This is a genomic window from Streptomyces sp. AC602_WCS936, from assembly GCF_019049125.1.
Taxonomy (GTDB): domain Bacteria; phylum Actinomycetota; class Actinomycetes; order Streptomycetales; family Streptomycetaceae; genus Streptomyces.
Window position 1 is genome coordinate 1 of record NZ_JAGMUF010000036.1, and the last position, 12094, is coordinate 12094.

10 protein-coding genes are annotated in these 12094 nt (G+C 73.2%); 7 read left to right on the top strand and 3 right to left on the bottom strand.

Going from position 1 to position 12094, the window contains the following annotated elements; all coding sequences use genetic code 11:
* Nucleotides 1-236: 236 nt before the first annotated feature.
* Genes KUM03_RS14105 through hmgA form a run of 3 tightly spaced genes read right to left on the bottom strand, consistent with a single transcriptional unit; the run spans nucleotide 237 to nucleotide 3551 of the window.
* On the bottom strand, nucleotides 237-1436 hold the full coding sequence (locus tag KUM03_RS14105; protein WP_217248095.1) for a type ISP restriction/modification enzyme: 1200 nt from the start codon (nucleotides 1434-1436) through the stop codon (nucleotides 237-239).
* Between the two features lie 22 nt (nucleotides 1437-1458).
* Nucleotides 1459-2208: a GntR family transcriptional regulator gene (locus tag KUM03_RS14110; RefSeq protein WP_217248097.1), complete on the bottom strand. Its 750-nt coding sequence runs from the start codon at nucleotides 2206-2208 to the stop codon at nucleotides 1459-1461.
* A 26-nt stretch (nucleotides 2209-2234) separates the two neighbouring features.
* On the bottom strand, nucleotides 2235-3551 hold the full coding sequence (gene hmgA, locus KUM03_RS14115) for a homogentisate 1,2-dioxygenase (RefSeq protein WP_217248099.1): 1317 nt from the start codon (nucleotides 3549-3551) through the stop codon (nucleotides 2235-2237).
* A 202-nt stretch (nucleotides 3552-3753) separates the two neighbouring features.
* Between hmgA and KUM03_RS14120 the strand changes: the two genes are divergently transcribed.
* The 7 genes from KUM03_RS14120 (at nucleotide 3754) to KUM03_RS14150 (ending at nucleotide 12038) form a co-directional block, all read left to right on the top strand.
* Nucleotides 3754-4335 (top strand): hypothetical protein, encoded by a 582-nt coding sequence (locus tag KUM03_RS14120; protein ID WP_217248100.1) that lies wholly within the window; start codon nucleotides 3754-3756, stop codon nucleotides 4333-4335.
* A 76-nt stretch (nucleotides 4336-4411) separates the two neighbouring features.
* Entirely contained in the window at nucleotides 4412-5029 is a 618-nt protein-coding gene (locus KUM03_RS14125) for a TetR/AcrR family transcriptional regulator (RefSeq protein WP_217248102.1), read from the top strand.
* A gap of 123 nt (nucleotides 5030-5152) precedes the next feature.
* A complete protein-coding gene (locus KUM03_RS14130; protein ID WP_217248110.1) occupies nucleotides 5153-7396 on the top strand; it encodes a molybdopterin oxidoreductase family protein in 2244 nt (747 codons plus the stop codon).
* A gap of 123 nt (nucleotides 7397-7519) precedes the next feature.
* Entirely contained in the window at nucleotides 7520-8962 is a 1443-nt protein-coding gene (locus KUM03_RS14135; protein ID WP_217248113.1) for a CitMHS family transporter, read from the top strand.
* A gap of 92 nt (nucleotides 8963-9054) precedes the next feature.
* The gene (locus KUM03_RS14140) at nucleotides 9055-10299 is read left to right on the top strand and encodes an MFS transporter (RefSeq protein WP_217248115.1); all 1245 of its coding nucleotides are present in this window, start codon (nucleotides 9055-9057) and stop codon (nucleotides 10297-10299) included.
* Complete coding sequence (locus KUM03_RS14145) at nucleotides 10296-10487, top strand: hypothetical protein (protein WP_217248117.1); 192 nt, start codon at nucleotides 10296-10298, stop codon at nucleotides 10485-10487. The genes KUM03_RS14140 and KUM03_RS14145 overlap by 4 nt, the downstream gene beginning before the upstream one ends.
* A 204-nt stretch (nucleotides 10488-10691) precedes the next feature.
* Nucleotides 10692-12038, top strand: a complete 1347-nt coding sequence (locus KUM03_RS14150) for an ABC transporter ATP-binding protein (RefSeq protein ID WP_217248119.1) — start codon at nucleotides 10692-10694, stop codon at nucleotides 12036-12038.
* Nucleotides 12039-12094: the final 56 nt, after the last annotated feature.

A 12094-nucleotide genomic window follows, 5' to 3' on the forward strand; every position in this document is an offset into this window, starting at 1 on the left:
CGCCCGAGGGGCGGAGAGTGGGGGCCGCCCGCGTGCTGGTGGGCTCGGAGGTCAGGGGAGTGCCGGGGGCGGGGGCCTCCGAGCGCCGGGGCGGGGGACGCCCGAGGGGCGGAGAGTGGGGGCCGCCCGCGTGCTGGCGGGCCCGGGTGCCAGCCGGAGTGGCGGGGGCTGGGCGTGAGACCGCCGGAGGGCCGGGGTGCCCGAGCGTCAGGGGCGCCGCAGGGACGTCCGGTGGTCTACAGCAGCGCCAACTGGCCCTCCGGCCCCTCCTCCTGCCCGTCCAGCACGGACGCGGGCCTACGGGCAGCCGCGGGTACCGGCAGGACGCCCGCCTCGCGCAGCTCGGACGCGGTGATGCGGGCCGTCACCTCCAGCTCCCCGCACCGTGGGCGCACCTCGGCGAGCAGCGCGAGGACCGTGACCAGTTCCAGCAGCTCCGACGTCCAGGTCTGCGGCCAGGCCGCCGGGCGGACCGCCTCCAGCGTGCCCGGCTCGCCCTCCGCGGTGCGAGCCGCGAACCACTGCTCCAGCACCCGGACCCCGCCCGCCTCGAAGTCCCAGGCGCCGGGCGGCACGGGGGAGACGCGACCCTCGTCCAGGTACAGGGCCTCCTCGTCCCGGTCGTAGCGCAGCGTCAACGGGCGCGCGGGCAGCGGGGCGCGGACGTACGGGCGGCGGCCGCCGGGCAGCTTGGGGCGTTCGCCGTCGCGGCGCATCAGCCACAGGGCGCGCCGGCCCAGCTCCACGCCGCGCTCCCACAGCGCCGGGTCCGCGGTGAGCGGAACGCGGGAGTCTGCCCGTACCGTCGCCACCGCCCACGCCAGGACGTCCGGCGGCTCGGGGCGCCGGCCGAGGCGGGCGCCCAGGTGGTCGAGGAGGCCGGGCGCCAGGTTCGGCTCCGCACCGCCGGGGCGGCGGTACAGCGGGCGGACGCGGGCGGGGCCGAACAGCGGCAGCCGGGAGGTCGCGAGGAGCGGAGGGGGTCCTGGGGTCTCGGGGGTGCCGGAGGTGCCGGACGAGGTGCCTGGGGCGCCGGTGGCCGCCACGACGAACACCTGCCGTTCGTCCGCCACCCGCCACAGCTCCGGACGGGCCGCGTCGATCAGCCGCTGGTCCGGGATCAGCCACTGCTCGTCGAAGGGCGCGCGCAGCACCCGGACCGGTTCCGGACACGGCCCCGAGGCGCGCAGCAGCTTCTCCGTGCCGCCGGACGTGCCCGGCAGCCGCCCGACCGCCGTGTGCAGCGTGCGGGAGCGCGTCGGTTCGAACAGGGCCTCGCGGTCGGGGCCCTCGGCCTTCACCAGGGCCTCCCAGCGGGCCTTCAGGGATGCCGCGTCGGGGGCCGCCGGCCACCCCCGGCCGAGCCGCGGCGGTGCGACGGACCACGGCATGAGGTCCGCCAGCGGCGGGGCGTCGTCGTGCGTCACGCTGGGCATCGTACGACGGGGCACCACACGCTCACGTGGCGTCCAGGGTGACCGTGAAGGAGAAGCGGTCGCCCCGGTAGTGGATGACCGCCACGTCCAGCACCCGGCCCGCCGTGTCGTACGTGATGCCGGTGTAGTGCAGGATCGGGCTGAGCAGCGGCACTTCGAGCAGCCGAGCCGTCTCCGGGTCGGCGAGCCGGGCCTGAACAGTGTCCGTGATCCGGCTGATGTCCATGCCCAGCACGTCCCGCAGCACCTTGGTCATCGGCCGGCGGACCAGGTCGTCGGGGTCGATGCGGGCGGCCAGTTCGGGACGGACGTAGTTGCGGGCGTGGTTGGTGGGCTCGCCGGTCTGCTCGTCGCAGCGCAGCCGGTGGTACGTCCCCACCTGCGGCAACTCCGGGAAGTGCTCGGCGATTTCGGGCGGCACGGGCCCGGTGCCGTGGTCCAGCAGCTCGGCCTTCATGCCGGACTGCTGGGCCACGATCGCGTCCACCGAGCCCAGCAGCCGCACCGGTGCGCCCCGCCTGACGTCCGGCTCGATGAACGTGCCGCGCCGCCGGTGGCGGGTGATCAGCCCCTCGTCCTCCAGCTCCTTCAGCGCCTGCCGCATGGTCAGCACGCTCACCCCGTAGTGTCCGGCCAGCTGCTCCTCCGTGGGCAGCCGCAGCGGGTCCCGGGGCGAGCGGCCCAGTATCGACGCGCGCAGCGACTGCGACACCTGGTACCAGAGCGGCAGCTTGCGGTTCAGGACGATGGAGTCCGGGGCGAAGGAGGTCACGGGCCATCCGTACCGGTAGTGAATCCTCAGTGCAAGGGGCGGAAGTGACGCTCCAGGCCCTGCCAGACGTCGTCGTAGCCCTGCTGCAGGTGCTCGGCGCGGGCCGCCTGGGGCGTGAGCGTCACCGGCCAGCGCGTCTCGAACATGAACGCCAGTCCGTCGTCGATCCGCTGCGGCTTCAGCTCGGCGGCGCTCGCCCGGTCGAAGGTCTCCCGGTCCGGGCCGTGCGCCGACATCATGTTGTGCAGCGAGCCGCCGCCCGGCACGAAGCCCTCCGCCTTGGCGTCGTAGGCCCCTTCGATCAGGCCCATGTACTCGCTCATCACGTTCCGGTGGAAGTACGGCGGTCGGAAGGTGTCCTCGCCCACCAGCCAGCGCGGCGCGAACACCACGAAGTCGACGCCCGCGAGGCCCGGGGTGTCGGAGGGGGAGGTGAGCACCGTGAAGATCGACGGGTCCGGGTGGTCGTACGAGATGGTGCCGATGACGTTGAAACGGCGCAGGTCGTAGACGTACGGCACGTGGTTGCCGTGCCAGGCGACCACGTCGAGCGGGGAGTGGTCGTACGTGGCCGTCCAGAGGTTGCCGCAGAACTTGTTGACCACCTCCACCGGGCCCTCGACGTCCTCGTACGCGGCGACCGGCGCCATGAAGTCCCGGGCGTTGGCGAGCCCGTTGGCGCCGATCGGGCCGAGGTCGGGGAGCTGGAAGGGGGCGCCGTAGTTCTCGCAGACGTAGCCGCGGGCGTCGGCGTCGAGCAGCTCCACGCGGAAGCGGACCCCGCGCGGGACCAGCGCCACGTGACCGGGCTCGGCGTGCAGCAGCCCGAACTCGGTGCGCAGCAGCAGGCCGCCGCGCTCCGGCACGATCAGCAGCTCGCCGTCGGCGTCGCTGAAGACCCGCTCCATGGACGACGTGGCGTGGTAGAGGTGCACGGCCATGCCGGTGCGCTGCGTCGCGTCGCCGTTGCCGCCCAGCGTCCACAGGCCCGCGAGGAAGTCGGTGCCGGCCTCGGGCTCGGGCAGCGGGTTCCACCGCAGCCGGTTCGGGTCCGGCACCGCCTGGGTGAAGGGGGCGGTGCGGATCGGGCCGTTGCCCGTGCGGGTGAACGCCGGGTGGGCGGCCGACGGGCGGATCCGGTACAGCCACGAGCGGCGGTTGTGCGCCCTCGGCTCGGTGAACGCCGTGCCGCTCAGCTGCTCCGCGTACAGGCCCAGCGGGGCCCGCTGCGGCGAGTTCCGGCCTTCGGGCAGCGCGCCCGGAACCGCCTCCGAGCTGTGCTCGTTGCCGAAGCCGGACAGGTAGGCCAGCCCCTCCGCGGTCTTCCGCGCGTCCCCACTCATCGATCGCTCCCTCGCAACCCGTGTCCCACCCGATTCCTATGGGACACCGTAGGATTGCGGTTTCCCGGGCGCAAGAGGTCGTACGGGCTTCCCGGCGCACACTCGTCCCCATGCCTGTCATACCTGTCCCTCCGCAGGATGATGACCGGAACCAGACCTCCGGGCGATCCGCACGGTCGGACCGGTGTTCTAGTCTCTCGTTATGTCGTGGACGCGGAGAGTGCTCGCCGTGCTCGCGGTCTGTGTCCTGCTGCTGACCGGATCCGTGGGCTGCGGCTCCAGTGACGCCGGCGAACCGGAGGCCGGTGATTCGGCCACACCGGTGGGCAGGCTGCTCGACGCCACCGACGAGGAGGGCCGGAGCTACCGCGAGGTGGACGCCGAGCACGCGCCGGAGGTCGGCATCGAGGTGCAACCGGCCGGCGACGACAGCTGGGACGTACGGCTGACCGTGCGCGACTTCAGATTCTCGCCGGCGGGCACGGAGAGCAGAGCGGTGCCCGGCCGCGGCCTCGCCCACCTCTTCCTCGACGGTGATCTCATCGCGCGCCTGCGCGGCCCGGACCACCGCCTCGACGCGGACCTCGTGCCACGCGGCACGCACCAGCTCACGGTCCGTCTCTACGCCGACGACGGCACCGTCTGGGCCGTCGACGGCAAACCCGTCGAGAGCACGGCGGACGTCACGGCGTCGGACGCGGAGCCGACCGAGGCGACGCGGCCGGAGGAGATACCGGAGGGCGCGGGGAGCCGGACGCCGTCCGACCCCGCGGCGGCCCGATGAGTACGGACACCGCTCCCTTCCGTACCGGAGGTCGTACCGGAGGTCGCAGTTCACCCGAGCGCGGCGGGAGGGCATCATGAGCACCGTGTACCGAGCGACCCCGCTCCGCCGTGCCCCCGTGCAGCGGCGCAGCGCCGAACGGCTGACCAGGATCCTCGACGCCTGCGCCGACCTCCTCGACGAGGTCGGCTACGACGCGCTGAGCACCCGGGCCGTGGCGCTGCGCGCGGACGTCCCCATCGGCTCGGTGTACCGCTTCTTCGGCAACAAGCGGCAGATGGCCGACGCGCTGGCCCAGCGCAACCTGGAGCGCTACGCGGAGCGCGTCACCGAACGGCTGACGGAGTCGGCCGACGGCGGCTGGCGCGGGGCGCTGGACGCGGTGCTCGACGAGTACCTGGCGATGAAGCGGACCGCGCCCGGCTTCTCCCTGATCGACTTCGGCAACCAGATCCCGGTGGGCGACCGCCACGCCGTCCCCAACCACCGCGTCGCCGACCGGCTCACCGAGCTGCTCTCCGGCTACGTCGGCCGCCGCCCCGACGACGATCTGCGACGCGCCTTCCTGGTCGCCGTGGAGACCGCCGACACCCTCGTGCAGCTCGCCTTCCGGGTCGCGCCGGACGGGGACGAGAAGATCATCGCGGAGGCCAGGGAGCTGCTCCGGGCGTATCTGGGGCGGGTTCTGGACTGACGGTCCGCCGTCCACGACCGTTCAGCTGTTCACGCGGTGGTCGGCCCAAGGTCTCCCCAGCATGCCTACCGGTCGGTATGCTCGCGCCGAGAGGTCAACGCCGCCGCCCTCCCGGGAGGACCCGTGTCCCGCACCGCCCTGCGTATCTGCCCCCTGTGCGAGGCCACCTGCGGCCTGGCCCTCACCATCGACGGCACCACCGTCACCGCCGCCCGCGGCGACCGCGACGACGTCTTCAGCCGAGGGTTCATCTGCCCCAAGGGCGCATCCTTCGGGGCCGTCGACTCCGACCCCGACCGGCTGCGCACGCCCCTGGTGCGCAGGGACGGCGAACTGCGCGAGGCCACCTGGGAGGAGGCGTTCGACGCGGTCGCCGCCGGTGTCCGGCCCGTCGTCGAGCGGTACGGACCGCACTCCGTCGGCGTGGTCCTCGGCAACCCCAACGTGCACACCATGGCCGGAGCCCTCTACCCGAACCTCCTGCTCGGCGCCCTCGGCACCCGCAGCCTGTTCACCGCGTCCACGCTGGACCAGATGCCGAAGCACGTCTCCAGCGGGCTGCTCTTCGGCGACGCGAACGCCATCCCGGTCCCCGACCTCGACCGCACCGACCACCTGCTCCTCATCGGCGCCAACCCGCTGGAGTCCAACGGCAGCCTGTGCACCGCACCGGACTTCCCCGGCCGGCTCAAGGCGCTCAGGGCCCGCGGCGGCACCCTCACCGTCATCGACCCGCGCCGCACGCGCACCGCGAAGCTCGCCGACCGGCACGTGGCGATCCGCCCCGGCACCGACGCGCTGCTGCTGGCCGCGATGGTCCACGTCCTGTACGAGGAGGGCCTGGTCGACCTCGGCGCGCTGGCCCCGCACGTCGAGGGAGCCGGCGAAGTCGAGGACGCCCTGCGCGACTTCACCCCCGAGTCCGTCGCCGCCGCCTGCGACGTGGACGCCGGCGTGACCCGCGCCCTCGCCCGCGAACTCGCCGCCGCCCCCACCGCCGCCGTCTACGGCCGCATCGGCAGCTGCACCGTCCCGCACGGCACCCTCGCCAGCTGGCTCGTGGACGTCCTCAACGTCCTCACCGGGAACCTCGACCGCCCCGGCGGCGCCCTCTTCCCGCAGGCGGCCACCGACCGGACACCCCGCCCCGCCGGACCCGGCCGCGGCTTCGCGCTCGGCCGCTGGCACTCCCGGGTGAGCGCTCACCCCGAGGCCAAGGGCGAGCTTCCGCTGTCCGCCCTCGCCGAGGAGATCGACACCGCCACCGACGAGGGCGAGCCGGTCCGCGCGCTGCTCACCGTGGCCGCCAACCCCGTCCTGTCCGCACCCGACGGCGACCGCCTCGACAAGGCGCTGGCCTCGCTCGACTTCATGGTGAGCGTCGACCCGTACCTGAACGAGACCTCGCGCCACGCCCACGTCGTCCTACCGCCACCCCCGCCGGCGCAGAGCCCGCACCACGACTTCGCCTTCAACACCCTGGCCGTGCGCAACCAGGTCCGCTACACCCGCCCCGCCGTCCCGCTGGAGCCGGGCCGGATGGCCGAGACCGAGATCCTGGCCCGCCTCACCCTGGCCGTCACCGGCGGGCACGGCACCGACCCGGCCACCGTCGACACCATGGTCGTCCGGCAGACCCTCGACAAGGCCGTACGGGACCCGCACTCACCCGTCCACGGCCGCGACCCCGGCGAGCTGGCGGGCCGCCTCACCGGCGCGAACGGCCCCGAGCGGCGCCTCGACCTGATGCTGCGCCTCGGCCCGTACGGAGACGGCTTCGGCGCCCGCCAGGACGGGCTGACCCTGGACCGGCTGCTCGCCCACCCCCACGGCGTCGACCTCGGCCCGCTGCGCCCGCGCCTCCCGCAGCCGCTGAAGACTCGCAGCGGCAAGGTGGAGCTGCTGCCGGGACCGATCGCCGCCGACCTGCCGCGCCTCAGGCGGGCCCTGGCCGAGCGCCCCGCCGGGCTCGTCCTCGTCGGCCGCCGCCACCTGAGGTCCAACAACAGCTGGATGCACAACGTCCCCGCCCTCACCGGCGGCTCCAACCGCTGCACCCTGCACCTGCATCCCGACGACGCCGAACGCCTCGGCGTGGGCGACGGTCAGCCCGTGCGCGTCAAGGGCGCCGGGGGAGAGGTGACCGCCCTCGCCGAGGTCACCGACACCGTCCGGCCCGGCGTGGTGAGCCTGCCGCACGGCTGGGGCCACGACCGCCCCGGCACCCGCCTCACCCACGCCGCGACCGACCCCGGCGTCAACGTCAACCAGCTCCTCGACGGCAGCCGGCTCGACCCGCTCTCCGGCAACGCGGTCCTCAACGGCGTACCCGTAACGCTCACACCGCTGACCGACGCAAAGCTGTGACCTGGAGTTTTGCGCTTATTGCTCGCATGTCAACGTCTTGTTAACGCGGCTTCACGGCACCTAACGTCGCTCGCACCGCCTGCCCCGGTGGAATGTTCAAGGGCGAACGTTAGGTACTCACACATGCTGACCATCCTCGGCTTCGCCATGATCGCGACCTTCCTGGTCCTGATCATGATGAAGAAGATGTCGCCGATCGCGGCGCTCGTGCTGATCCCCGCGCTGTTCTGCGTGTTCGTCGGCAAGGGCGCCCACCTCGGCGACTACGTCATCGACGGCGTGTCCAGCCTCGCCCCCACCGCGGCGATGCTCATGTTCGCGATCGTCTACTTCGGGGTGATGATCGACGTCGGGCTCTTCGACCCGATCGTCCGGGCCATCCTGAGGTTCTGCAAGGCCGACCCGATGCGCATCGTCGTCGGGACCGCCCTGCTCGCCGCCATCGTCTCGCTGGACGGCGACGGCTCCACCACCTTCATGATCACGGTCTCGGCGATGTACCCGCTGTACAAGCGGCTGAAGATGAGCCTGGTCGTGATGACCGGTGTCGCCGCGATGGCCAACGGCGTGATGAACACCCTGCCGTGGGGCGGCCCCACCGCCCGCGCCGCCACCGCGCTGAAGGTCGACGCGACCGACATCTTCGTCCCGATGATCCCGGCCCTCGCCGTCGGTCTGCTCGCGGTCGTCGTCCTGGCGTACGTGCTCGGTCTGCGCGAGCGCAGGCGGCTGGGCACGCTGACGTTGGACGAGGCGCTGGTGCGAGAGCCGGAGAGCGAGACGGTGCTGGTCGGGGCGGGCTCGGGCGCGAAGTCCGGGGCCAAGTCCGGGGCCGGTGCGGGTACGGGGGCGGGTGCCGCGGCCTCCGGCCACGACGGCTCCGGTGGGGACGCCGCCGCCCCGGACGCCGACTCGGACGACGACTTCCAGGGCCTCGACCCCAACCGCGCCACCCTGCGCCCCAAGCTGTACTGGTTCAACGCGCTGCTCACAGTGGCGCTGCTCACCGCCATGATCATGGAGCTGCTGCCGATCCCGGTGCTGTTCCTGATCGGCGCCGCGCTCGCGCTCACCGTCAACTTCCCGCACATCCCCGACCAGAAGGCCCGGATCGCGGCCCACGCCGACAACGTCCTCAACGTCTCCGGCATGGTCTTCGCCGCCGCCGTCTTCACCGGCGTCCTCACCGGCACCGGCATGGTCGACCACATGGCCAACTGGCTCGTGGACACCATCCCCGACGGCATGGGCCCGCACATGGGCCTGGTCACCGGCCTGCTCAGCCTGCCGCTGACGTACTTCATGTCGAACGACGGCTTCTACTTCGGCATCCTCCCGGTGCTCGCCGAGGCCGGTCAGGCGCACGGCGTGTCGACGATCGAGATCGCCCGCGCCTCGATCGTCGGCCAGCCGCTGCACATGTCCAGCCCGCTCGTCCCGGCCGTCTACGTCCTGGTCGGCATGGCCAAGGTCGAGTTCGGCGACCACACCAAGTTCGTCGTGAAGTGGGCGGTCCTGACGAGCCTGGTCATTCTCGCGGCGGGCATCCTGTTCGGCATCATCTGATCATTCGTCATCATCCGATGATCGGCCCGATTCCCCGGACGGCTCCGTGACGGAGCCGTCCGGGGAACCGGCGGTTCGGAAAGGAAACAATCATGGCGCCCGGTGGGAACCGCGGCTGGCTGCTCCGCCTCGTCATCGCCTTCGGCTTCGCGCAGGGGGCGGTGTCGATGGCCCGGCCCGCCGTCTCCTACCGGGCCCTCGCGCTGGGCGCCGACGAGCGCGCGGTCGGCGTCATCGCCGGTGTATACGCGCTGCTGCCCCTGTTCGCCGCCGTCCCGCTCGGCCGCCGCACCGACCACGGTCGCTGCGCGCCGCTGCTGCCCGTCGGCGTGGTCCTCATCGCGGGCGGCTGCGCGCTGAGCGGCGTCGCCGGCTCCCTGTGGGCGATGGCCCTGTGGAGCGGCGTGATGGGCCTCGGCCACCTGTGCTTCGTGATCGGCGCCCAGTCGCTGGTCGCCCGCCAGTCCGCGCCGCACGAACAGGACCGCAACTTCGGCCACTTCACCATCGGCGCCTCGCTCGGCCAGCTGGTCGGCCCCATCGCTGCGGGCGGGCTGATCGGCGGCCACGACATGGCGGGCAGCAGCGCGCTGGCCCTGGTGGTGGCGGGCGCGGGCGCGGCGGTCGCGTTCACGTCGCTGTGGCGCATAGAGCACCCGGGGGCCGCCAAGTCCCGTACGGAAGCGGGCGCGCGCGTGCCCGTGGGGAGCATCCTGCGCGCCCGGGGCGTACCCGCGGGCATCCTGATCAGCCTGTCCGTGCTGTCCGCCACCGACATCCTCACCGCCTACCTGCCGGTGGTCGGCGAGCACCGGGGCATCTCCCCGGCCGTGATCGGCGTCCTGCTCAGCCTCCGTGCGGCGGCCACCATCGCCTGCCGGCTGGTGCTGACGCCCCTGCTGCGGCTGCTGGGCCGCACGGCGCTGCTCACCGTCACCTGTCTGCTGGCCGCCCTGCTGTGCGCGGGCGTCGCGCTGCCGGTGCCGGTGTGGGCACTCGCGCTGATGCTGGTCGTCCTCGGCTTCTGCCTCGGCGTCGGCCAGCCGCTGTCCATGACGACTGTCGTCCAGGCGGCCCCCGACGACGCCCGCTCCACCGCCCTCGCCCTGCGCCTGACCGGAAACCGCCTCGGCCAGGTCGCCGCGCCCGCCGCGGCCGGCCTCATCGCGGGCGTCGCGGGCGTCGCCGCGCCGTTCGTGATGCTCGGCGCGCTGCTGCTCCTGTCCTCGGGCGTCGCCCTGCGCTCCCCGTCCGGCGAGCCGGCCGCCGACGGTGACGTCCGGCGGCGGACTGGCAAGATGACACGAACCGCGTCGGAAAGCAGGGAGCGAACATGATCCTGGTCCTCTTGTCCGCAGTACTCCTCCTGGCCGTGGGCGGCTGCGTCTGCGTGGTGTGGGCGGCCCGGGGCGGCCCCCGCTGGACGCGGGCGGTGGCCAAGGGGACGCTCCTGGCGGGCGAACTGGTGCGCGCGCCGGGCCGCGGCGGGAACGGCCGGAGCAACGGCCGCGACTCGGACGACTGAGGCGCCGCCGCACCCTGAAGCCGCGCCCTGAACACGATCGTCCGCTTTCTCACCAGATGGACACCCGCACCGAGATTGGGTCCGGCGTCTTCCCCCGGCCGCGCACATTCCGTTAACTTCCGTGACTCACACGCCCCGTACGACCCGCACGAGGGCGTCCGACCGCGGAGCACCAGCGCTCAGTGAGCCCCCGGGGGACCTCTCATGACACGCGCCATCTCCCTGCACGACGTGAGCAAGACCTACGCGCGAGGCGTCCGCGTGGTGGACCGGCTGTCGCTGGACATCGCGCCCGGCGAGTTCCTCGTCCTGCTCGGCCCGTCCGGCTGCGGCAAGTCCACCGTGCTGCGCATGATCGCCGGTCTGGAGGAGATCACCGAGGGCAGGCTGCTGCTGGACGGCGCCTACGCCAACGACCTGCTCCCCTCCGAGCGGAGCATGGCGATGGTCTTCCAGAACTTCGCCCTCTACCCCAACATGACGACCCGCGGGAACATCGGCTTCCCGTTGCGCGTCGAGGACCCGCAGGCCGACCACGGCCCGCGCGTGGACGCCACCGCCCGGATGCTGGGCATCGAGGACCTCCTCGACCGCTTCCCCGCCGAACTCTCCGGCGGGGAGCGCCAACGCGTCGCCATGGGCCGCGCCATCTCCCGCCGCCCCACCGCCTTCCTGATGGACGAGCCCCTGTCCAACCTCGACGCCAAGCTCCGCAACCACCTGCGCGCCGAGATCACCAAGCTGACCCGCGAGTTGGGCGTCACCACCGTCTACGTCACCCACGACCAGTCCGAGGCGATGTCCCTCGGCGACCGCGTCGCCGTCCTGCGCGGAGGCGTGCTGCAACAGGTGGACAGCCCCCGCGCGGTGTACGCGCTGCCGCGCAACGTCTTCGTCGCCGCCTTCATCGGCACCCCGCGCATCAACCTGCTGCGCGGCCTGGTTCGGGCCCCGCTGGACGGCGCGATGACCATCAGCCTCGGCAAGCAGTACCTGCGCCTGCCCGAGCCGCTCTCCCTGGACCACCAGTTGCTCCGGGTCCAGCAGGGCCGCGAGGTCATCGTCGGCCTGCGCTCGGAGGCCGTGCGGATCGCCAAGCCCTCCTCCGCCCGCCCCGGCGAGGTGCTGCTCACCGGCCTGGTGGAGCACGTCGAGTTCCAGGGCCACGAGGTCCTCGTCCACTTCGACACCGGTTCGCACCCGGCCGTCGTCCCCGACCTGGAGGCCCCCCGCCCCGCCGCCCGCCCGGCCCGGCGCCGCCGTAGCGACGGCACGGTCCTGGAGCGGCTGAAGGAACGGGCCGGTGCCCTGCGCGCCGGACCGGTCGTCGTCATGGACGAGCCCCTGTCGGACCCCGGCGCCGAACCCGCGGTCGCCGCCCCGGACGGCCGCCTCCCCGGCGACCTGATCGTCCGCACCACCCCCGACATCGACCTGCGCCACGGCATGCAGGTCCCCCTCCTGGTCGACCTCGCCCACCTGTTCGTCTTCGACCAGCACGGCGACCGGATCTGCCCCGCCCCGGCGCGGCTGCCCGACCTGGAGGAGTGACACCGCCGGGATTCCGGCCCTCCGGGAAGGTGACCCGCGCCACCATGACGGCCGCC

What these genes read in the sequence shown, in the direction of transcription:
- KUM03_RS14125 (WP_217248102.1), top strand. Translation starts at nt 4,412, where the DNA reads ATGAGCACCGTGTACCGAGCGACCCCGCTCCGCCGTGCCCCCGTGCAG.
- KUM03_RS14135 (WP_217248113.1), top strand. Translation starts at nt 7,520, where the DNA reads ATGCTGACCATCCTCGGCTTCGCCATGATCGCGACCTTCCTGGTCCTG.
- KUM03_RS14140 (WP_217248115.1), top strand. Translation starts at nt 9,055, where the DNA reads ATGGCGCCCGGTGGGAACCGCGGCTGGCTGCTCCGCCTCGTCATCGCC.
- KUM03_RS14120 (WP_217248100.1), top strand. Translation starts at nt 3,754, where the DNA reads ATGTCGTGGACGCGGAGAGTGCTCGCCGTGCTCGCGGTCTGTGTCCTG.
- KUM03_RS14150 (WP_217248119.1), top strand. Translation starts at nt 10,692, where the DNA reads ATGACACGCGCCATCTCCCTGCACGACGTGAGCAAGACCTACGCGCGA.
- KUM03_RS14105 (WP_217248095.1), bottom strand. Translation starts at nt 1,436, where the DNA reads ATGCCCAGCGTGACGCACGACGACGCCCCGCCGCTGGCGGACCTCATG.
- KUM03_RS14145 (WP_217248117.1), top strand. Translation starts at nt 10,296, where the DNA reads ATGATCCTGGTCCTCTTGTCCGCAGTACTCCTCCTGGCCGTGGGCGGC.
- hmgA (WP_217248099.1), bottom strand. Translation starts at nt 3,551, where the DNA reads ATGAGTGGGGACGCGCGGAAGACCGCGGAGGGGCTGGCCTACCTGTCC.